Source organism: Bradyrhizobium liaoningense, from assembly GCF_018130785.1.
In the GTDB taxonomy this organism is placed as follows: domain Bacteria; phylum Pseudomonadota; class Alphaproteobacteria; order Rhizobiales; family Xanthobacteraceae; genus Bradyrhizobium; species Bradyrhizobium liaoningense_A.
Window position 1 is genome coordinate 182,403 of record NZ_JAFCJT010000004.1, and the last position, 20,174, is coordinate 202,576.

18 protein-coding genes, 1 tRNA gene and 2 pseudogenes are annotated in these 20,174 nt (G+C 63.6%); 10 read left to right on the forward strand and 11 right to left on the reverse strand.

Annotated features, from left to right (window positions below; genetic code table 11):
- Positions 1 to 15: 15 nt before the first annotated feature.
- Positions 16 to 1,806 (reverse strand): peptide ABC transporter substrate-binding protein, encoded by a 1,791-nt coding sequence (locus JQ627_RS13145; RefSeq protein ID WP_212484624.1) that lies wholly within the window; start codon positions 1,804 to 1,806, stop codon positions 16 to 18.
- Between the two features lie 260 nt (positions 1,807 to 2,066).
- Positions 2,067 to 3,485 (reverse strand): M20 family metallopeptidase, encoded by a 1,419-nt coding sequence (locus tag JQ627_RS13150; protein ID WP_212484625.1) that lies wholly within the window; start codon positions 3,483 to 3,485, stop codon positions 2,067 to 2,069.
- 285 nt (positions 3,486 to 3,770) lie between these two features.
- Between JQ627_RS13150 and JQ627_RS13155 the strand changes: the two genes are divergently transcribed.
- From JQ627_RS13155 to JQ627_RS13165, 3 genes are all read left to right on the forward strand, one after another.
- Complete coding sequence (locus tag JQ627_RS13155) at positions 3,771 to 4,742, forward strand: S1C family serine protease (protein WP_212484626.1); 972 nt, start codon at positions 3,771 to 3,773, stop codon at positions 4,740 to 4,742.
- Positions 4,743 to 4,777: 35 nt separating this feature from the next.
- On the forward strand, positions 4,778 to 5,848 hold the full coding sequence (locus JQ627_RS13160) for a phospholipase (RefSeq protein ID WP_212484627.1): 1,071 nt from the start codon (positions 4,778 to 4,780) through the stop codon (positions 5,846 to 5,848).
- Between the two features lie 82 nt (positions 5,849 to 5,930).
- On the forward strand, positions 5,931 to 6,137 hold the full coding sequence (locus tag JQ627_RS13165) for a hypothetical protein (RefSeq protein WP_028159206.1): 207 nt from the start codon (positions 5,931 to 5,933) through the stop codon (positions 6,135 to 6,137).
- Positions 6,138 to 6,216: 79 nt separating this feature from the next.
- On the opposite strand, the gene JQ627_RS13170 is transcribed toward JQ627_RS13165, so the two are convergent.
- The 3 genes from JQ627_RS13170 to JQ627_RS13180 all read right to left on the reverse strand — a co-directional run bounded on the left by JQ627_RS13170 (position 6,217) and on the right by JQ627_RS13180 (position 7,876).
- The gene (locus JQ627_RS13170) at positions 6,217 to 6,876 is read right to left on the reverse strand and encodes a DsbA family protein (RefSeq protein ID WP_212484628.1); all 660 of its coding nucleotides are present in this window, start codon (positions 6,874 to 6,876) and stop codon (positions 6,217 to 6,219) included.
- A 61-nt stretch (positions 6,877 to 6,937) separates the two neighbouring features.
- Positions 6,938 to 7,447, reverse strand: coding sequence for a PaaI family thioesterase (locus tag JQ627_RS13175; RefSeq protein WP_212484629.1), 510 nt, complete (start codon positions 7,445 to 7,447; stop codon positions 6,938 to 6,940).
- Positions 7,448 to 7,450: 3 nt separating this feature from the next.
- Complete coding sequence (locus tag JQ627_RS13180; protein ID WP_212484630.1) at positions 7,451 to 7,876, reverse strand: thioesterase family protein; 426 nt, start codon at positions 7,874 to 7,876, stop codon at positions 7,451 to 7,453.
- A 111-nt stretch (positions 7,877 to 7,987) separates the two neighbouring features.
- Between JQ627_RS13180 and JQ627_RS13185 the strand changes: the two genes are divergently transcribed.
- Positions 7,988 to 8,536 (forward strand): TetR/AcrR family transcriptional regulator, encoded by a 549-nt coding sequence (locus tag JQ627_RS13185; RefSeq protein WP_212484631.1) that lies wholly within the window; start codon positions 7,988 to 7,990, stop codon positions 8,534 to 8,536.
- 45 nt (positions 8,537 to 8,581) lie between these two features.
- On the opposite strand, the gene JQ627_RS13190 is transcribed toward JQ627_RS13185, so the two are convergent.
- Positions 8,582 to 9,064, reverse strand: a complete 483-nt coding sequence (locus tag JQ627_RS13190; protein WP_038942687.1) for a hypothetical protein — start codon at positions 9,062 to 9,064, stop codon at positions 8,582 to 8,584.
- Positions 9,065 to 9,268: 204 nt separating this feature from the next.
- Here JQ627_RS13190 and JQ627_RS13195 point away from each other — a divergent pair, with 204 nt between their 5' ends.
- Complete coding sequence (locus JQ627_RS13195) at positions 9,269 to 9,556, forward strand: PsiF family protein (RefSeq protein WP_212484632.1); 288 nt, start codon at positions 9,269 to 9,271, stop codon at positions 9,554 to 9,556.
- A gap of 101 nt (positions 9,557 to 9,657) precedes the next feature.
- Positions 9,658 to 10,743 carry an AbrB family transcriptional regulator gene (locus tag JQ627_RS13200; RefSeq protein WP_212484633.1) on the forward strand — a complete coding sequence of 362 codons (1,086 nt, stop codon included), beginning with the start codon at positions 9,658 to 9,660 and terminating at the stop codon, positions 10,741 to 10,743.
- A gap of 112 nt (positions 10,744 to 10,855) precedes the next feature.
- On the opposite strand, the gene JQ627_RS13205 is transcribed toward JQ627_RS13200, so the two are convergent.
- On the reverse strand, positions 10,856 to 11,398 hold the full coding sequence (locus tag JQ627_RS13205; RefSeq protein ID WP_212484634.1) for a disulfide bond formation protein B: 543 nt from the start codon (positions 11,396 to 11,398) through the stop codon (positions 10,856 to 10,858).
- Between the two features lie 156 nt (positions 11,399 to 11,554).
- On the opposite strand from JQ627_RS13205, the gene JQ627_RS13210 reads away from it, so the two are divergent.
- A tRNA-Leu gene (locus JQ627_RS13210) sits at positions 11,555 to 11,639 on the forward strand.
- Between the two features lie 513 nt (positions 11,640 to 12,152).
- On the opposite strand, the pseudogene JQ627_RS39775 reads toward JQ627_RS13210, so the two are convergent.
- The 4 genes and pseudogenes from JQ627_RS39775 to mobF form a co-directional block, all read right to left on the reverse strand.
- Positions 12,153 to 13,457: pseudogene (locus JQ627_RS39775) on the reverse strand (recombinase family protein); the annotation flags it as partial.
- Entirely contained in the window at positions 13,405 to 13,773 is a 369-nt protein-coding gene (locus tag JQ627_RS13225; protein ID WP_212484635.1) for a hypothetical protein, read from the reverse strand. The pseudogene JQ627_RS39775 and the gene JQ627_RS13225, both read right to left, overlap by 53 nt.
- 24 nt (positions 13,774 to 13,797) lie before the next feature.
- Complete coding sequence (locus tag JQ627_RS13230; protein WP_212484636.1) at positions 13,798 to 13,977, reverse strand: hypothetical protein; 180 nt, start codon at positions 13,975 to 13,977, stop codon at positions 13,798 to 13,800.
- Between the two features lie 642 nt (positions 13,978 to 14,619).
- Complete coding sequence (gene mobF, locus JQ627_RS13235) at positions 14,620 to 17,292, reverse strand: MobF family relaxase (protein ID WP_212484637.1); 2,673 nt, start codon at positions 17,290 to 17,292, stop codon at positions 14,620 to 14,622.
- Positions 17,293 to 17,580: 288 nt separating this feature from the next.
- On the opposite strand from mobF, the gene JQ627_RS13240 reads away from it, so the two are divergent.
- The 3 genes and pseudogenes from JQ627_RS13240 to JQ627_RS13250 all read left to right on the forward strand — a co-directional run.
- Complete coding sequence (locus JQ627_RS13240; protein WP_212484638.1) at positions 17,581 to 18,951, forward strand: hypothetical protein; 1,371 nt, start codon at positions 17,581 to 17,583, stop codon at positions 18,949 to 18,951.
- Between the two features lie 124 nt (positions 18,952 to 19,075).
- Positions 19,076 to 19,777 (forward strand): hypothetical protein, encoded by a 702-nt coding sequence (locus JQ627_RS13245; RefSeq protein WP_212484639.1) that lies wholly within the window; start codon positions 19,076 to 19,078, stop codon positions 19,775 to 19,777.
- A gap of 116 nt (positions 19,778 to 19,893) precedes the next feature.
- Positions 19,894 to 20,127, forward strand: a pseudogene (locus JQ627_RS13250) (ATP-binding protein); the annotation flags it as partial.
- Positions 20,128 to 20,174: the final 47 nt, after the last annotated feature.

The following is a 20,174-nucleotide window of genomic DNA, read 5'->3' on the forward strand; positions in this document are numbered from 1 at the left end:
TCTAGAGCTGGGGGATCATTCCTCGCGGTACCAATCGTGCAGATTGTCGGTTTCGTTGGCCCAGCCGCTGATGATCGGACGCAGGTTGTTGGCCGCCGCTTCCACCTTTAGGCGATGCTGCGCCGGGATGAACACGGTGTCCTGGAACATGAGATCGTTGGCCTTGATATAGTGCGCCGCGCGCTTGACCGGATCCATTTCGCTTTCGGCTGCTTCGATCGCTGCGTCATAGTCCTTGTTGACCCAGCGCGGGAAGTTCGTGCCCTGCCACTTGTTTTCCTTCGTGGCGACGTTGGTCGACAGATAGCGACGCATGTGCTGGGCCGGATCCGGCTGGCTCAGCGGGATCTGGAACATCTCGAGATCGGCGTAGAAATGCGCATAGGTGTCGGGGTTGGCGACATCGGAGGAGAAGAACACGGACGCCACCACCGATTTCAGCTCGACGTCGATGCCGGCCTTCTGACAGGCCTGCTTGACGATCGCCTGGGTCTTCTGACGCGGACCGTTGATCGAGGTCTGGTACAAAAGCTTCAGCTTCTTGCCGTCCTTCTCGCGGATGCCATCCGCGCCGGGCTTCCAGCCGGCGTCGTCGAGCAGCTTCGAGGCCTTCTCGATGCTGAACTCCCAGGAGGTGTTCTTGGAGACGAACTTCTCGGGACCGTTGAGGAAGTTGGCGGTGGTGCGGCCGGCGCGGCCGTAGATCGCCTTCTTGATGGACTCGCGGTCGACCAGCATCGACAGCGCCTTGCGTACCGCCGGATCGGAGAACAGCGGATGCTTGGTCTTCATCGAGGAGCGCTCGCCGTCGACCTCGACGTTCGGATCGGTGAAGTTGAGCGCGATGAATTCGGTGTCGCCGCCCACGGCATAAATGGTCTTGCCCTTGCCGCCCTTTTCGAGGCGCAGCAGCACGTCGTCCTCGACCTGGATGTTCCATCCGAAATCATATTCGCCGGTCTGGATCACCGCGCGCGCCGCAGAGACGGCGTCGCCGCCGCCCTTCATCTCGACCGTGTCGAAATAAGGCCGGTTCGGCATGTGGTAATCGGGATTGAGCTGGCCGCGGACGAGATCGCCCGGCTTGAACTCGACGAACTTGTAGGGGCCAGTGCCGACCGGGGAGAGATTGGTGGGCGCCTCCCGCGATTTCGATCCCTTGTAGTCGGCGAACAAATGTTTGGGGATGATGGTGTTGGGAGCACCGACGAAGGCGTCGGCCCAGAACGGCGTCGGCTTGTTGAAGAGGATGCGGACCGTGAGATCATCCACCTTCTCGACCGTGATGTCGCGGTGCGTCGCGATCGTCAGTGCAGAGGTCGCCGGATCCCTGGCATATTCCCAGTTGAACACGACGTCATCGGCGGTGAACGGCTTGCCGTCATGCCATTTGACGCCGGGTTTGAGCTTCCAGGTTACCGACTTGCCGTCGGCGGCGAGGCCGCCGTTCTGGATCGAGGGAATTTCGGCCGCCAGAACCAGCTTCATGTTGCCGTCCGGATCCCAGCAGGCGAGCGGTTCATAGAACAGCCGCGAGCCGTCCTGGTCCTTGGTGCCGGTGGCGAAATGCGGATTGAGCAGGGTCGGCCCCTGCCACCACAGCAGCTTCAGCGCGCCGCCGCCGCCGCGCTTGGTCGGCTTGTAGGTCTGGGCACCTTCCGCCATGGCGACGCCGCCGAGCGCGAGGATCTGGTTGGCGAGGGGTGCGGTGAGGCCGACCGCGGCCATGCGCTTGATGAAGGCGCGCCGATCCATTCGGCCGTCCTTCACGTCACCGATCATCGAACGCAGTTCTTTATCCAGCATCGTTGTCCCCCGTCTGGTTCCCGTATGGATGCAGGCAGCCGCAAGGCGGCCACCGGGTTTTGCTGGCGGTAGATGGCACACCGAATGGGCCGCGCGTCAACTCCGACCGTGTGTATGCAAACGGTGTTCTGACTGTCTGTTGGGCAAAAGCAACGTTCGCAGCCCATCAGCACGGCAATCCAGCATCAAAACGCGCTGGATTTCACGTTGCACTGCGGAAAATTTGTTCGCCGGATCAGACGAAGTATCAAGGCCAAATTCTACGCCACGGACATGTTCAGCGGCGGCGCGACGTGGTCCGGCAGCGGACATACGTAAGGCGTCTTGGCCGTCCGCTTCTGAAGGTCCGCCTTCGCGGCCTTTATCAGCTCGACATCCGTCAAAGCCTTGATGCCGATACCGGCCATCGCCTTGGCCGCCTGCACCATCGCCTTGTGGGCATGTCCGCTCTTGCCCTGCGCCACCACCTGCCAGGTGTGGAACGGCGTGCCGATTGCAACCGTCGGTGCATGGACCTGCACGGTCGGCACCACCCAGCTCACGTCGCCGACGTCGGTCGAGCCGACCAGCGGGTTTCGCTTGGCATCGAGCGGCACCAGGAAGTCGGCCAGCGGCCGATCGGTCGGCTCCATGCCGATCGCGTAATAGACCGACGCGATGTCCTTGTCGCTGAGCGTCGCGCGGATCTGGCCGGCAAAACCCTTGTCGGCGTCGTCGAAATGCGGCGGCCCCAGCTCTTCCATCACCCGGTGAAGCGCTTGCTCCAGCGGCGTATTCGGCAGGATGTTGGAGACCGCCGAGATGATCTTCATCTCGACCTTGGTCTCGGTCATCAACGCCGCGCCTTCTGCGATCTTGCTGACGCGTCCGACCAGCTCGTTCATTCCGGGCAGATCGCGGGCGCGGATCGAATAGCGCACGCGCGCATGCGCCTGCACCACGTTGGGAGCGATGCCACCGGTGTCGAGCAGGGCGTAATGCACGCGCGCGTCGCTCGGCATGTGCTCGCGCATGTAGTTCACGCCGACATTCATCAGCTCGACCGCGTCGAGCGCGGAGCGGCCGAGATGGGGCGAGGCCGCCGCATGCGAGGTGCGGCCGGTGAAGATGAAGTCGGCGCGGGTGTTGGCGAGCGACGGCGTCACGGCCACTTCCCAGAAGCTGTGCGGATGCCAGGTGATGGCGATGTCGGCGTCTTCAAACGCGCCCGAGCGCACCATGAAGGCTTTTGCCGCGCCGCCCTCTTCGGCCGGGCAGCCATAATAGCGCACGCGGCCCGGCACCTTGTTCTCGGCGAGCCAGTCCTTCACCGCGGTCGCGGCGAGCAGCGCCGCGGAACCGAGCAGATTGTGGCCGCAACCATGGCCGTGGCCGCCGCTCTCGACCGGGCGGTGTTCCGCGACGCCCGCCTCCTGGCTGAGGCCCGGCAGCGCGTCATATTCCCCCATGAACGCAATGACCGGACCGCCCTCGCCCCACTCGCCCATCAGCGCGGTCGGGATGCCCGCGACGTTCTCGGTGATACGGAAACCCTGGTGGCGCAGCTCGGCGAGATGCTCGGCGGCGGACCGCGCCTCGGTGTAGCACACCTCCGGCATGCCCCAGACCCTGTCGCTGAGGTCGATGAAACGCGCCTTGATCGTGTCGACGCCACGCCAGATGTCGCTGCGGTTATCCATGCTTCGGTCCGTGATCTCTTGGTCAAACGAAGCGGCAATGGTTAGCAGCTTCATTGCACCCCGCCTAGCACCTCGCGGGACAGCAGCCATGCGGCCGGTGCCGGATCGCGCGGCCGGTTGCCGCTTGTGCAGGCGTTCCTGTGCCTGTCGAAGATTTCACGCGGCGTTCTCCGGAATAATTGGGGAGCGAGGCTTTCAAGACGGCCTCCTCCGGCCTAAATTATGCGTGCTTCGCGCGTCGTTCCGCTAGCAAGGCGGAGCAATGCTCTCAGCCAGGAGAACTCCATGCCCGCCCTGACCGAATGGAGAGTGCCGCCGGCCAATCAACCGCGCGCGAGCGATTACGGCTTCGATCTCGACCGCGCGCTCGCGTCCGTCGTCGGCCTGCACGCCATCATTCCGCCCGACGCCTTCAGCGCCGAAACGCTGGGCACCGAACGCGCCGGCAACGGCGTCGTGATCGACAACGGGCTGGTGCTGACCATCGGCTATCTCATCACCGAAGCAGAGTCCGTGTGGCTGCACCTCGGAGACGGGCGCGTGGTGGAAGGGCATGTGCTCGGCTTCGATGCCACCACCGGCTTCGGGCTGGTGCAGGCGCTCGGCAAGCTCGACGTCGAACCCTTGCCGTTCGGCACCTCGGCCGAAACCCGGATCGGCGACCGCGTCGTGGTCGGCGGCGCCGGCGGACGCACGCGCTCGGTCGCAAGCCAGATCGTGGCCAAGCAGGAATTCGCCGGCTACTGGGAATATCTGCTGGACGAGGCCATCTTCACCTATCCCGCACACCCGAACTGGGGCGGCACGGCGCTGCTCAACGAGCGCGGCGAGCTGATCGGCATCGGCTCGCTCCAGCTCGAGCGCGAACGCGACGGCAAGGCCGAGCATGTCAACATGATCGTGCCGATCGACCTGCTGAAACCGGTCCTGGACGATCTGCGCAAGTTCGGCCGCGTCAACAAGCCGGGGCGGCCCTGGCTCGGGCTCTACTCGACAGAGATCGACAACCGGGTGGTGGTGATCGGGATCTCCGCCAACGGCCCGGCCGCGCTCGCCGAACTCAAGACCGGCGACGTCATCCTCGCGGTCGACGGCGAGAAGATCACGAGCCAGACCGCATTCTACAAGAAAATGTGGGCGCTCGGCGCCGCCGGCGTCGACGTGCCGCTCACCGTGCATCATGAAGGCGTCACCTTCGACGTCACGGTGACGTCGACCGACCGCTTCAAGCTGTTGAAGGCGCCGAAGCTGCACTGACAAGATCGACATGACATCAGGCAAGGAAAGCGGCGATGAGCGAGGCCGTCGTTGACGACATCGTGACCGTGCTGCCGCCGCTGCTCAATGCGCTGGAAGCACTCGGCTTCTTCACCCGGCATCTGCATCCGCCGGCCTTTGCCTCGGTGATGAATGCGATCGGCACGCCAGACGAGGCGCTGCAAGCGACGCACGCTGCGATCGGCACCTGGCCCGAGCAGTTCACCGGGCTGCGCGAGCGGCTCGACCGCGCCTGCAACGAGACGCTCGCTGCCTTTGCCGGCATACGCGAGGTCGAGCGCGGCAATGGCGATCTCGTCGCGGTCTTCCGCGCGCTGCGCCATCTGCCTCGCGCACAGGAGGCGCTGTATTCGCTGTCGACCCAGTTTCCGCCGGTAAGCTGCTTCTTCCTCAACGCCGCCAATCGCGAGAATGACGATCTGCTGGCGCGGCTGGAAGCCGGCGCGGGCGAACACACCGGCATCTTCCACGACCACAATGAGCCCGGCAGCCGCGGCGGCTTCTCGGTCTATGTGCCGGAATATTATTCGCCGGAGCGCGCCATGCCGCTGGTGATGGCGCTGCATGGCGGCAGCGGCAACGGCCGCGGCTTTCTCTGGAGCTGGCTCCGCGACGCCCGCAGCCTTGGCGCGATCCTGGTGGCGCCGACCGCGACCGGCCCGACATGGGCTCTGATGGGCGACGATAGCGACACGCCGAACCTCATGCGCATTCTCGACACGGTGCGCAGCCGCTGGACCATCGACGCCTCGCGCCTGCTGCTGACAGGCATGAGTGACGGCGGCACCTTCTGCTACGTCACCGGGCTCGACGGCGCCTCGCCCTTCACGCATCTCGCGCCGGTGTCGGCGACCTTCCATCCGCTTATGGCGGAGATGGCGGACGCCGCGCGCCTGCAAGGACTGCCGATCTTCATCACCCACGGCAAGCTCGACTGGATGTTTCCAGTGCAGACCGCGCGCCAGACGCAGGCGGCCCTCTCCGCCGCCGGCGCCGACGTCATCTATCGCGAGATCGACGACCTCAGCCACACCTATCCGCGTGAGATCAACGCGGAGCTGTTGGAGTGGCTGAACGGCGGATGAACGGGGCGTCCTTACCTGCGCCGTACTGCCGCGGAACCATCACTCCGGGCCGACGTTATCGCCCGTCACCGGAGGTTCGCAGATGCAGACTTTTTTCGGAATGATTTTGGGCGCGCTGCTGCTCGGTTGCGGTGTGTACGTCTATGACTCCATGCAGACGTCGTCGGTCGCCAATGGCGAGGTCGCGACGACCAATCGCACTATCGTGAACTGGGATGTCGCCAAGGCCGATTGGGACGCGCTGCGCGATCGCGCGCACAAGGACTGGGTCCGCATCTCGTCGAAGTAACGACGCCGTATCATGAACAAGGCGCCGTCGCGGGTTCGCGGCGGCGCCTTTGTGTTGACGGCGATCGACGCGGCTCGCGTCAGTTCATCTTGGCCTTGCGGGCATCGGCGATGACCTGCTCGAACTCGGTCATGCTGAGCACGCCCGGCACGCGGTATTTGCCGACGATGAAGGAGGGGGTACCGCGGAAGCCGAAGGCTTCGGCCTGCTCGTTGTTGCGCTTGAGGACGGCGTCGATGTCCTTGGCGCGGTCGGTGAGATCGCGCTTCAGGCGGTCCATGTCGACGCCGGCGGCCGCGAGCAGCTCGTTGATGCGCGGCTCCGTCAGGCGCGAGCTGACTCCCATCATGGCGTCATGCGCCTGATGGTATTTGTCCTGGAATTTTGCCGCGAGCGCGATCCGCGCCGCGGTGACCGAGACCGGCCCGAGGATCGGCCAGTCCTTCATCACCAGCCTTACCTTGCCATCGTCCTGGACGACCTGGCGCAGCTCCGGCTCGAGCTTGCGGCAATAGGGACAATTGTAGTCTGACCATTCGATAATGCTGATGTTGCCGTCGGGATTACCGGCGACGGGAACATCGGGGTCGCGCAGCACCTTGGCTTCGGTCAGCACCTCGTCATCGCTGGCGGCCGCGCGCGCCGAAGTGATCCTGCCCGCCGCAAGGGCACCCGCCCCGATCAGCGTCAGCGCCGCACGCCGCGTCGCCACGAGGCCCTTGTTCCTGAATCCAGCCATATCTCGTCCCGTTTCGGTCCCATCGCCGCAGATACGGTTCGGGACCGGGAATTGTTACGCGTCATATAGAGCCTTGCGCACGCGATGTCATCGCCTGGGCGCGGATCGCGGCCGGCGTTTGCGAAGCCGCAGCGCGGGGCAGCATCGCCATCAGCGTCCCGGTCATGGTGGCGATCAGCGTGGTGTTGCCCTCGTGCTCGGCAAAGGCCCTGGCCTCGCAGAAAGTGAGCGTGCGGCCGGGCTTGACCACCTCGGCCTTGAAGACGAAGCGCGCGCCGCGGGCGGGCGCGAGCAGCGTGGTCTTGAACTCGACGGTCAGGATGTCGGCTTCACGCGGCATCAGGGTGAAGGCGGCGACGCCGCAGGCATTGTCGAGGCCTGCGGTGATGATGCCGGCATGGACAAAACCGTTCTGCTGCGTGAAGGCAGCCGAATGCAGCATTGCCAATTCAACCTCGCCCGGCGCCAGGCGGACGATCACGATGCCGAGCGTGCGCATCGCCGGCTGGCCGTCGAACATGGCAATGGCCGCGGCACGATAGCCCGGATTTTTCGGCTCGAAAGCGGCCATGGCTCAGGCCTCGGCCGGCTCGGCAAGGTGCTTCAGAGCAACCGCGCGGATCGCATCGGTGAACGGCGCCGATTTGCGCTGGCCGCGGTCCATGTGCACGCCGGTGATCTCGCAGAACGCCGCGATCTCGCCGCTCTCGGCATTCGTCATGTCGTGCCGGAAGCGGATCGACTTGTCGCGGACCTCGAGCAAATGGCTGCGGACCTCGATGATGTCGCCGGCGAGCAGCTCCCGCTTGTAGGTGATGTTCTGCTGCACGGCGGCCATGCCGCGGCCGGACGAGCGCAGATAGCTCGGCGTCAGCCCGAGGCGGGCGAACAGGTTCCAGTTGGCCTCGTCGAATTTGCCGACATACCACATGATGTTCATGTGGCCGACGTGATCGCACTGCCACGGATAGACCGTGCCGCGATAGGTCGCCTCCTGCATCGCAATTCCTCCTGCCGTTTTTCCGCCTTCCGGTCATTGATACGGTAGCGTATCAGCACCTGCTCGCGTTAGCAATACGGTACCGTATCAAGAACCGGTGAGGCTTTTTTCATGAGCGACGGCAAGGGCGATGTCTGGGTCGAGGCAGGGTTTGCGGAGCTCGCCCGCTCGGGGATCGAGGGCGTGCGGGTCGAGGTGCTCGCAAAGAACCTCGGCGTCACCAAGGGCGGCTTCTACCGCCGCTTCGCCGACCGTGCCGCGCTGCTCGATACCATGCTGGAACGCTGGCGTGAGGGACGTTCCGCGTCGATCGCGCAGCAGACGAGCCTCGACGGGCAGGAGCCTCGCGAGCGGCTGAAGGCGGTGATCCAGCTCTATTCCGAGCGGCTCAATCCGGAGGGCATGGCGATCGAGCTCGCGATCCGGCAGTGGGCCCGCTCGGACGAACACGCCGCGGCGGCAGTCGCGAGCGTGGACGCGGCGCGGCTCAAGCACGTCGCCGAACTCTATCGCGCGACCGGCCTCGAGGCCGAGGCGGCCGAGGCGCAGGCCTTCCTGTTCTACTGCTTCATCTTCGGCCAGAGTTTGCTGTTCGTCGAGCGCGGTCCGCGCAAACGCTCGCAGCTCGTGGCGAAGTCGGCCGAGAAGCTGCTCGGCTAGCGAAATGGCCGGAGCCTGGCTCCGGCCATCGCATCATGTCGAAGCTCAGGCGGCGCCCTTCAGCTTCTTGTTGCACTCGCTGTAATAGCCGCCGCCCTTCTCGATCCACTTCATGCCGCCATTGCCGTTGGTGGTCTTGTTGGCGTTGTACTGGTCGACGCAGGTGTGGAGGCGCGCCTTGCCGGCGGTCTCCTTGGCGTATTTCGGGTCGACCGCATTCGGATAGATCGCGGGTCCGGCCGGCAGGGTCGGTGCCGCAGCGGGGGCCGCCTCCTTCTTCGCCTGCTTCGGCTCGGCGGGCGCAGCCGGAGCCGCCGCAGTCGGCGCAGCGGCCGGCGTCGCGTCCGCACCGCACTGGGCCTTGCGGAAGTCATTCCACTTCGTGGTGCCGAGCGAGCCGTCCTTCTTGGCGGCCTGGTACTTGGCGCTGCACTCCTGCGAGGTCAGCGCCTGCGCCGGCGCACTCGCCACCAGCGCGGCAAAGCCCGTCAACGCAACCGCACACAGCAATTTTGATTGAATGGTCATCCTTGGGTCCTCCTCCTTGGTCTTCCCCGACGGAAGTGAAACGAGGATTGCTATCCTAGCGTGCCGCCCGCTCGCGACAAGGAAGCGATGGCTCCTGCCGCCAAAATATAGTGATCCGCCCGGTTCAGATTATTCATGTCGCGTTCAGCAAGGCGAGCCGACGTTCTCAACCCTCCGCAATTCTCGCAAGAAGAGTGCACCACCATGACCTTCACGTCTCGCCTCGCCGTCGTTGCCCTCGCCTCCCTGCTCGCCACCGGCACCGCCTTCGCGCAGACGGCCGCGCCGGCTGCCAAGACCGACGCCAAGACCACAACCGCCGCCGCCCCCGCCGACAAGAAGGCGCCGAAGGAGCGTTCGGCCGAGTCGCTCGAATGCTCCAAGCAGGCGGACGCCAAGGCACTGAAGGGCAAGGAGCGCAAAAAATTTCGCCGTGAGTGCATGAAGGAAGCGAAGGCCGGCACCGCCGCCCCCGCAGCCGACAAGAAGTAAATCCGTCACACTACGGTTTGCGAGCATCCGTGAGAGGCGCGCGCATTGCGGCATGACGAGCCTGCAATTGTGCGCCTCTCGCCGATTTGCGATAAGGTGGCGTGAAGCAAATCACCGCCTCCCTGCCGTTCGAATGGCCAAGCCGTGCCAAGATCTTGAGCACGGTGGAGACGCTCGTCATCGGCACCGTCGGAGGCCTCGTGTTTCTGGTCGCCGGACTTCCCGGGGGACTGATCTCGGGCTCGATGATCGCGGTCGGGATCGCCGCGATCGCCGGCCGCCAGCTGGCGCTGCCGCCGATCCTGACCCAGACCGTGCTGGTGCTGCTCGGCATTTCACTGGGCTCGGTCGTCTCGCGCCACCTGCTTCAACAGGTCAGCGCCTATCCCCTCACCATCGGCCTTCTTGCGCTCGCCACCTTCTGCTCGACCTTCGGCTCGAGCTACTATCTCCAGCGCATCCATGGCTGGGACCGCACCTCGGCCTTCCTCGCCGGCAGCCCCGGCGCACTGTCGCAGATTACGATCCTGGCGGTCGAGCGCGGCGCCGACCTGCCCGGCATCGCGGTGGTGCAGACCATGCGCGTCATCATCCTCACCGCGGCGCTGCCGATGGTGCTCGCGTTCGCGGGCGTGGCGCCCTCCGTCGCGCCGTCGCTGACGACGATGATCGCCTCGCCGCTCGACCTCGTGGCGCTGGGCGCGGCCTCGCTGGCTGCGGCGCTGCTGCTGCGGCTGATCAAGTTTCCGGCGAGCTGGATGTTCGGCGCGATGATCGCTTCCAGCGTGCTGCATGGCGCAGGCTGGGTCGAGGGCGGCCTGCCGAACTGGGTACGCGGGGTGGCGCTGATCGGCATCGGCGCGCTGATCGGCAGCCGTTTCGCGCGGATGCGGATCAAGACGCTCGCCGGCCACATCCATGCGGCGCTGGGCTCGTTTGCCGTGGCCATCGCCGTCTCGGCCATCTTCGTCGGCATCATCGCGCTCACCACGCAAGTGAAATTATCGGATGTCGTCGTCGCCTTCGCGCCGGGCGCGATGGATGCGATGCTGGCCCTCGCGCTCACGCTGCACATCGACCCGATCTTCGTCGGCGCCCATCATTTGTCGCGCTTCGTGTTCGTGACGATCGCGACCCCGGGCATCGTGCACCTGTTCGGCCGCACGCAGGACGATGTGGATGATTGACGGGACACAGCTCCCGTAGGGTGGGCAAAGGCGCGTTAGCGCTGTGCCCACCATGCCTCCGCAATGTCGGTACAGATGGTGGGTACGCTACGCTTTGCCCACCCTACGGCAGCTACGAACGCTTCGCCGTCGCCGCAAATCCCCACGCAGCGATCGCGGCCATCAACAGGGAGATCAGCACGTTGTATCCGGCGAGCGAGAGACCGAGGAAGCGCCACTGCACCTCGTCGCAGCGCACCACCTTCACGGTATCGAGCTTGGACAGCAGGTCGGCGGCATTGCCGAGGTTGACGACGGGGCCGGAGCAGTCGGTCGGTCCCTTCCAAAAACCCCATTCGACGCCGGAGTGGTAGGTGCCAAGGCCCGCATTGGCGAGCGCTGCCAGCGCAAGGATCGCAAGACCCGCGAGCAGCAGCGGCCGCGGCGCGCCGCTTCGTGCCGCGAGCGCCGTGAGCACACCGACCGGGATCGCGAGATAATAGGCGTAGCGCTGCTCCAGGCACAGCGGACAGGGCAGGATCTCCAGCACGAGCTGGAAGAACCAGGCGCCGGCGATGGTCGCGGCCGCAATCAGCGTGACGAGCACCGAGGCGGCCAGCGCGGGACCGGTCGCAGCCGGCCTGAACGCAGGTATTGCGGCACTCGGGGTCGTCACGGCAGCCTCTTCCAGTAGTCGCTTTCCTTAGGCTGTAGCCCCACCCCCGGCGGCTGTCGAGAACGACCGGGATCACTTTGGCGCGGGTTGACCCTGCCCTGTCCATGGCTATAGTCCGCCGGCTTCGCTAGGCCCCTTTCCAGGGGCCGAATGGGGGCCCCTGTGGCGGAATTGGTAGACGCGCTCGACTCAAAATCGAGTTCCGCAAGGAGTGCTGGTTCGATTCCGGCCAGGGGCACCATTCCTGAACAGATTTACGAACCAGAGTTCGCGGTTGGCCGTTCGGGCCGAGCGTGGCTCTGATATTGTCATTTGAGCCGATGATGCGGATGGTGCTGTCGCTGACAACGATCGCATCCACGATAGCGCTGAGGTAGGCCTTCCGGGCGCCCACATCGCCTGACACGAGCTGTTCCCGCATCAAGCGGGTGAAGCGGTCGATGGCGACAGGGTCGATCTCGATCGGCGCCGCGCTGGACCTCTTGGCGTAATCGAGGGCCTCTACAGCCCGGTCCCGGGTCGTTTTCAAGGCGGCCACCCGTTCCTTCAGCGTCGGGTCGGTGCCGTCGATGGTCCCCGCCTCGATCGAGGCATAGAGACGGGAGAGGCGTTCTTCAGTATCGGTGACCTGACGGGCGAGATCGACCAGTCGGCGGTCGGCGGTGGCCCGGCGGTCATCGCGGCGGGCCTTCAGGGTGGTCAGGATGGCGGTGACCCGTTCGGGCCGCAGAAGTCGATCCAGTAGAGCTTCGACCACGAGCTTCTCAATGACGGGACGGGGAATCTTGCGGTTGCTGCAGGAGGTGCCATCGTTGTGCTTATGCTGCCCCCTTTTGATGGACTGGATGCATTTGTAGTAGTTGTAGACGACGCCGGTTCGAGAGGTGCCGGTGGCGGTGGTCAAGGCACAGGATTTGGCGCAGTCGCACCGGACGAGACCGCCCAGCAAGGACGGCGCCGAGGCGAGCCGCGGCCCACGTGACCTCGGCCGGCGTGAAACGAGCAGTGCCTGAACCGCCTCGAAGGTCACCTGGTCGACGATGACCGGAATCTCATATTCGACGATCTCGGACTGCGCCTTGCGCTCGCCGTCGCCCTTCCGATCAAATTCGTTGAAGTTTCGCACGCCAGTGTAGGCGCGGCGTGTGAGCATTTCGTGGACGGTGCCGGTCCCGAACAGCGAGCCATTGCGCGAGCGATAGCCATGCGCGTTCAGCCACTCAGCGATCTTCTTCGTTCCGAGCGGGCCGCTATTGCCATCACCGTTCTTTGCCAGATCAAAGGCGCGGATCACGATCTCCGCTTCGACCGGCTCGACGGCGAGCTTCTTCTTCTGCTTGTTGCCTATCACCTCTGCGTCGATAGATTTGTAGCCGAAGGGAATGATGCCACCGTTGGAGTAGCCAAGCTGCGCATTGGCCTTCATCGTTCTCATCGTGGAACGACTTGTCTCCTTGGACTGGTATTCGTTCACGATACCGATGAACTTTCTGAACATGTCGCCCGTATCATCGTTCGCCAAGGGCTCGGCGTGCGAAATCAGTTCGACCTTGTGCTTGCGCAGGGTTTGAACCGTGAGCTCTTGCTCGACTTGGTTTCGGAACGCCCGGGAGAACGAGTACACCATGATGGCGTCGACGCTGCGCGTGCCGTCGGTCGCGCGCGCGATCATCTGCTCGAATGCCGGGCGCTTCATGTTGGTGGCGGTTTCGCCCTCTTCGCGAAAAATGCCTGCGATATGGTCGCCGTCGCGCTTGCAACGCGCGATCAAATTTTTTTCCTGTGAGTTGAGGCTGAGCTGGTTGCTGCTCTGCTTTTCAGTCGAGACGCGAATGTAAATCAGGACACTGCGCGGCCGCGGGTTAGCGGTACTGTCGGGCGCTTCTGAGACCTGAAGGTGCTTACGGGCCATGACGAGCTTCCTTACGCGATACTGAAACGAGTCTACCCATGCAGGGGAATCAGGGGAAGAGATACTTCGTCCTTGCTCCCCTGCACGGTTAAGATCAGCCAAGCGAAACCTCGTTGGCGACGACATTCCAGCGCTGCCGGAAGGCATCCCACAACAGCGGCTTGTGCTCGGCCAACAGGAGCTCGAACGCCTCGTGCGCTCCGTTCGGGATGTGACGGAAGCCCTCCACGAACATGTCGTGACGCTGCTCTTCCGTCAGGTCGCGCAGTTCGCGGATAGCAGGCAACCGGCCCATCACCCTGAAGCATTTTTCCGGATCCGGATCGAAGTCGGTCTTGTTGGCGATCGCATCCATCGATTCCCGCACCAACCAGAGCGCGGACTCGATGGCGAACTCGGCAAACATCTCAGCTGGCATGGTGAGGATGGTGTTGGGGTCCATGGGGGGATTGTGGTCGGGCATAGTCAGTGGTCCTTTTAGGTTGGTCTAAGGAGACGTCTTGCGGGATGCGAAGACGTCATCGAGCACCGCCGAGAAATAGCGCTCGATGGCGTCGAGCTCGGCGGGCGCGATCGGTGTCGGATCCGCGATCTCGTTGATCACGGTCCAGAACTCGGGGTCGGATGGCCGCAAGCGGCCGGAAGGACCACGAACCTGCGCTGCCATGGTCGGCCTCGTGCCGGTCGCCGGGGGTGCCGGCAGCGTGGTCTGGGCAGTCTCTCGCGGTCGCAACCGGATTTTGGTGATGCGGGATTTAGCCACGGTTGGCCCCCGCGACCCGCGCAGCAGGGCTGAGCTTGCGATCAAGGATGCAAGCCTTAAATTGGAGCCAGGCCAGCCAGATGGGAGAACGGACCGGTCGTCGTCCGCCGAAGCTACGCTGGGATGAGGCCCAATAGCTTGCAGGCTCACTGCAGCCCAGATGATACCCGGGCCACCTAGTGAGCCTGCTCGCCGTTGTTTCCGCTGCGATCGTCGCAACCACGAAAGCCTCCATCAATGGAGGCTGTCTGTAGTGACGTTTAGCGGATCAGGTTGCAGACCAATTGAACAAGATCGGTGCTGTCCTAGGCGACGCCCCGGGTCACCGGTCGTTGCAAGAGTCGGATTCCAGATAGAACGTATGGAAGCCTTTCGCCCCCTCGACATGACGCGCCAATACTTAAGCGTTGGGCTTCAGCAAGGGCGCGGCAACGTACTTGAGCCGGACATCATTCCATGTCCGAGAAAGGGCCATAACCGTTGCGAGCTCTCGCTTCTGGCGCTCGCTACGGCGGACGCTCGCATAGCAGTCGCGTTGGAACACGTTCAGCCGCGCTCGTACGCCGCCGGCTCGCGCTCGCGCCCGCGATCATTGACACGCACAGCATGGTCGAGCATCGGGTCGAGCGTGCAAGTCTTGACCTGCAGCCGCGACAACCGGCCTGCGAACCACTCGAGCCGCCGCTCCGGCGTGATCGTGGCCTGGAGCCGCTCTGACAGCGGCAAATCGAGGCGGACTTGTGCATCGATTTCGCGGAGGTCGGCAAAAATTTCGAGGTGATCCCGCGCACGTGAGAATGCGACATACGCTTCGTTTCGTGTCATCGACGGGCCGGCCCAGACGAAGGCCTGATCCGTGGTCAGGCCTTGGGATCCATAGATGGTCGTGCTGTAGGCGTGACCAAGACGTGCTCGACCGTGCTCGTCGGCAAGCTCCGACACTCGAAAACTCGCCTGACGTCCGGCAATCTCGACGTGGAGGGTTGGATCCTGCGTCTCGCCGCCATTGATGCGGATGACAGTGGCCGTGGTGCCGTTGATGACGGCGAGGCGGTCATGCCGGACCAGGAATCGGATGTGATCGCCGGTTGCGAAGGCGAGCGCCTGGCCGTGGCCCGAGGGCGTCACGGTGGCCACCTCGACATCCTCACCCGTAATGCGCCCGTCGCGTTTCAGTCGGACACGAACCTCATTATTGAGGGCGCGCACCTGGGCGTTGGTCTTGGCGATCAACAAGACTGTGGGGCTCGACGGCGCGCGCTGGGCGTTCTCCCAGGCGTCCACTACGCGCGTAACAGTCGCCTTCTCGCCGGCCGCAAATTTCAGGAGGCCGCGCTCCTCGAACGCGGCGAAGCCCTGCTTGGCGCGGCCCTTGGCGAAATCCGTTACCGCGGTACGCATCCAGGCTTCGCGCTGTCGTACAATGGTGTCGACGCGGGTCGTACCCGTGACGCTGGCGAGGATGGACAGACCCGGGCCTGCCCCCAACGCGGGCAACTGCTCCCGATCGCCGACGGCGACGATTTTTGCACTCGCCTCTGCGGCCCTCTCGACGATTGCCAACATTTGGCGCGAGGACAGAAGCCCGGCCTCGTCCACGACGAGCACGGTGTTGGCGTCGAGGAACGGCTCCTTGGTGCGGGCGAGCCAGGCGTCGGTGGCCATCGCCTCGATGCCCAGCTTCTGCAATTCCTTGGCGACCTTCCACGATTGACTTGTGCCGATGATCCGCCACGCGGGGCCAGCAAGATTTGATGCAAATCCGGCAGCATTACCTTGGGAATAGGCCGCCACGATCGTTGCCAAGGTCGTGGACTTTCCTGACCCGGCGGCGCCCTCGATTACCGCGATGGCGGCTGAGCTCGTTGCCATTTGTGCGGCATGGGTCTGCTCTGCGGACAGCCCTCGTTCGCGACAAAGCTGCAGCACGTGCTCCGGGTCAGGGGCCGCGCGGTGCTCCCGCGCAAGGCGCTCCGCCACGGAGACCAATTCGCGCTCGATCGCGATCTGCTCAGGCGTCGAATAGACCGGCTGTTGCAGGGAGTCCCGCCCAAGCTCGACGACGCGGCCTGTTTCCAGCAGGTGGTCCACTTCCTGTTCGACCCGCATCGCGTCGGCACCTGTCCCCACCAACGCCGTCGCGACGGCTGCGTACAGTTGGCGCCGTTCAAAGACGCTTTCATGTTCAGTCAGCTCGGCGGGCACTGCAGCCACGCGCGCGGCGATCAGCTTCTCTTGCTTAGCCGGATCCCAGGTCCGTGAGGTGCGCAGATTTGTCACGAGCCGATCCACGTCCAGGAACGGAGCCGCTTCCTCGGCCCACAATTCGAAACGATCGGTCGTGCGCGCCTCCTGCTTCGTCGAGCGCGTCCCAAGGGCAATCGCCGCCGCCAGCGCCGGTGCTTCCGACGTCGACAATCCTTCAGCAGCGATGGCCTGTTCGATTTCCTTGCGGCGCCCCGAGAAGTGGTGCTGCAAAGCCGCAAAGCTCTTGGCGAGGACCGCGGATTGATTGTCACCAATCTGCGGGACGACGAGATCGAACAGGCCGTTCCGACCGACCTCACCGATTTCGAATCCAAGCTTCTTCAAGTTTGAAGAGAGTGCGAGGTGGTAGACCGCACCGGCGGCCATCTTGTGAGCGAACAGGTGGCGCGCATCGAGCGCGCCCACGGTGCCATCCTGGCGCAGTGAAAAGTTTAATAAAACTGCGTGCGTGTGCAAGTTGGGGTCAGCGTAGACCTTGCCATCATCGTGCTCAACCGGACGCGCTTCCCCATGCTGGAACGAGGCGACCGTGAGCGTGGCACGTTCGAGACGGTGGCCATCCTTGCCGCGACGGCAGAACGCCGCATTTCTTTCCAGAAACGCGATCGTTGCCTCACAGGCTTCGTGCTGAGCTTTCTCGATGGCGCCACGCGTCTCGGCATCGGCGAGCGCGAACGCGACGGAAACCGATTTCGGCGCCGACAGCGTCAGGTCGATGCCGCCGACGCGTTTTGTCGTGTCGCCGCTATTGGACAGAAGGGGTTGTCCATCCGCATCAAGCGACGCGTGGAGCCGCTCGAAGAGCGCATTGTCGACCTCAGTGCCATGCCTGACGCCGAAATCGTTCGTCGACGAGATCCAACGACCTGCAGGCTCGCCGCCGCCGAGATAATATTCTGACTGCTTGCTGTAATATCGAGCCGTTGTCCCAGCGGCGATCGTTGCAACCACGTAAGCCTCCATCGCAGGAAGCCCGTCCGTAGTCGCGCCTATCGTCTCATGTTGCAGACCAATTGAAGAAGAAGCGCTCAAGCGGCCGGCGAAAGCCGCGCCTGGTCACCTGACGATGTGGCAACAGATCGGATTTTACTCAAAACTCCGGAATGCGTTTCGCTGACCCTAAATAGCCATCCGTGTATCAGCAACGGCTCAAATGGAAGAGGAAGCTTTATGCTATTTGGAAGGCCGGACGTTTTTGGGAATCGTCACAGCGCGCGCGTTTACCTGGAAGAAGACCACTTGGCGACGATGCGCGAACCGCGCCCAAACGTTGCAATTCATGACATCCGCGATCCCTTCAGCCTCAAGCCGATCCCCATCATTTACTACAACGCGAAGTTTGGCTTTCCGCCGCCTCCTATCGACGATGGTGTCCTCGCTCAGTGGCGCACGAGAGACTATCGGGCGGTAACGGAGTTTCAGTTACGTACCCGCGGCGTTCAGCTTGACGACGCTCAGCAGGTCGGATTCGCGCAGGGAGATTGGATCGCCATCATTCCAGCTCACGACGACGAAGGTAGAAGGGGCAATCCGGATCAAGGAACGATCGTAGGCACCCTGAGGACGGCGCTGTACGGTCATTGCGTGCGAGCAAGCCGGGTGCTTCAGATGGCTCAATTTCGATCACAGCGCGACAGGAACCCTCACACGCGCTTAGACAGAAGATTTCGAGACCGCCTGAAAGATCCGGCACTGGCGGAAGTAGAGACGATCTTCAGGGAAGTCAGCAGGCTCTATAAGGCCCCTGAAGTGCGAGACAATCGCGCGCGGGACGTTACTACAGATCATTTCGAGACCGAGGGACGAACCGATGTCAAAGAATGGTTCGGCCTGACTCCCACCGCGATCCAATCTCAAGCTCACGCTGAAATCCTCTGCTATGAGCAGATTTATGGACCCTTCAGCTACGACGCGGTAGCAGAGCGCGAGCTTCACATCATCAGTGTATTGCGGCGCGGACATTTGCGGGCAATCACCATGCGCCGTATTGCACGGGAAGTCGCCCGGCATCAGGTGGCGGAGGGCAAGCCCGTAAGTTCTGGTACGAAGGCGCGGATGGCATTCGGGAAGGAGTTCGATTTGAACCTCTGGGGCTGCTTTCTCTTGGCGCTCTATGGAAGCATCAACTCGGCCGCGCTGTATACCGAATTCGAGTCGTTGACCGATCTGTTCGATCTCGCTGCCTGGTTCGGATGCTACGCGCGCGGTGACTATGAAGAGCTGCCGCCCGAGATTGCCGTGACCCTGGACTGCTGTCTTTCATCGAGCCCTTGTCATGCTGTAAGCGAGTCCGATATTTCGGACCTCGAAAAGATCTATGAAGAGATCCGTTATCTGGCTGGCCTGCTCGTGGGCGAAGAGAGCCTCCGTGGCACTGCCCAGCAGGCCATTGCAACGCGCAGTCCTGTTCAAGTGGCTCCGCTCTATTACAATATCGTCATCACACCGAGCAGAGCCAAACCTGGCCACCCGGCCGCACGTATCGATGCGCGGTTCAAGGTCGGAAAAGGTCAAGAAGGCATCAATCTTTCCGTGGACTACGAGAATTTTCCGCAGATGACTAAAGGCGAGAATCTTTCCGTGCGACAGTTCCGCCCCTTGCTGTGGTGATGAGCCTGCATCCGCGATAGGGGCAGCCTCGATATTCAATTGGTCTGCAACATGGCACTCGCTAATCGGCCACCCTGCTCGCACGACAGCACCCGCTGCCGTGAAAGCAGAAGGAGACCAGCCGATGAGCATGCGGCGAATTTACAACTTGATCCGGACAATCGTGCAGGCGCGCCTTGCCGAGATCGCCGCCTCTATCCAGGAAACGCCGTGGGCCCAGGCCATCCGCAACGTGCGGCAAGCCTGGCGCCACCGCTCCTCCACCGCCGTGGCCCGCGCCATGCTTCAGCGTTATCCGCATTGCTATCTGGTCAACGCAGATTTCATGGGCTTTCCCGGTATCGAACTGGCCGAATACAGGACCTGCTCGACTGACGACGTGCCACTGGTTCGCGTCAGTCAGGCGGACGGGGCTGAACTGATGACCGACCGTGCGGCGCGCCCGATCCGGTTCCTGGACCTTGGTGCGACCCTGATCCCGGGCGACGGTGAATCGCCCTTTCCTCCGGCGACCGCGATCATCGAGGCCATCGAGGCCGAGGGCTGGCATATCTTGACCGTTGATGATGCTCGTCGCATCGTCGAAGGCCGTGATATGGCGCGTTCGGTCGGCGCCTGTCTCTCGACGCGTAACACCTGGTTGACGATGGTGGAGAACGCCGCCGACCGCATCGGGATCGCGGACAGCCTGTTCCCGTTCTGCGAACAGGTGATCGCGACCCGGGCCGCGATCATCGTCGTCTACACGCCGGGGCTGCCGAGGCCGCTGAGGCTCTGGCGTCTGAGCATGAACTGGATCATGCCGCCGCTTCCGCCCGTCGCCTAGACTAGACGGCAGTTTGCAACATCCAACAGGGCGCCCCAAAGGGCGCCCTGACCTTCTAGCTCCTACACACAAGACCGGCGAGCCGAGGCTTGAATTAGCGAAAAGGCTTGCGGTGGTCACGCACCGTTGCCGAATGGGGCACCGTGTTCGCCGATCCGGTGGTCGCCACCGCGATCCTCGACCGGCTCCTGCACCACAGCCACGTGCTGACCATCCGCGGCGACAGCTACCGGCTCCGCGCCAAGCGAAAGAGCGGCCTCATCAAGCCGCCCGCCGCTGACGGCCCTCCGGTCGGCTCCGGCTCCCTCCATCCCGTCAGCGGCGGAGCCAACCTTCAACCGACATCATGAACCCGAGGTGGGGGCAGTTCTTCATGACGCAAAGGGGGCAGTTCCGG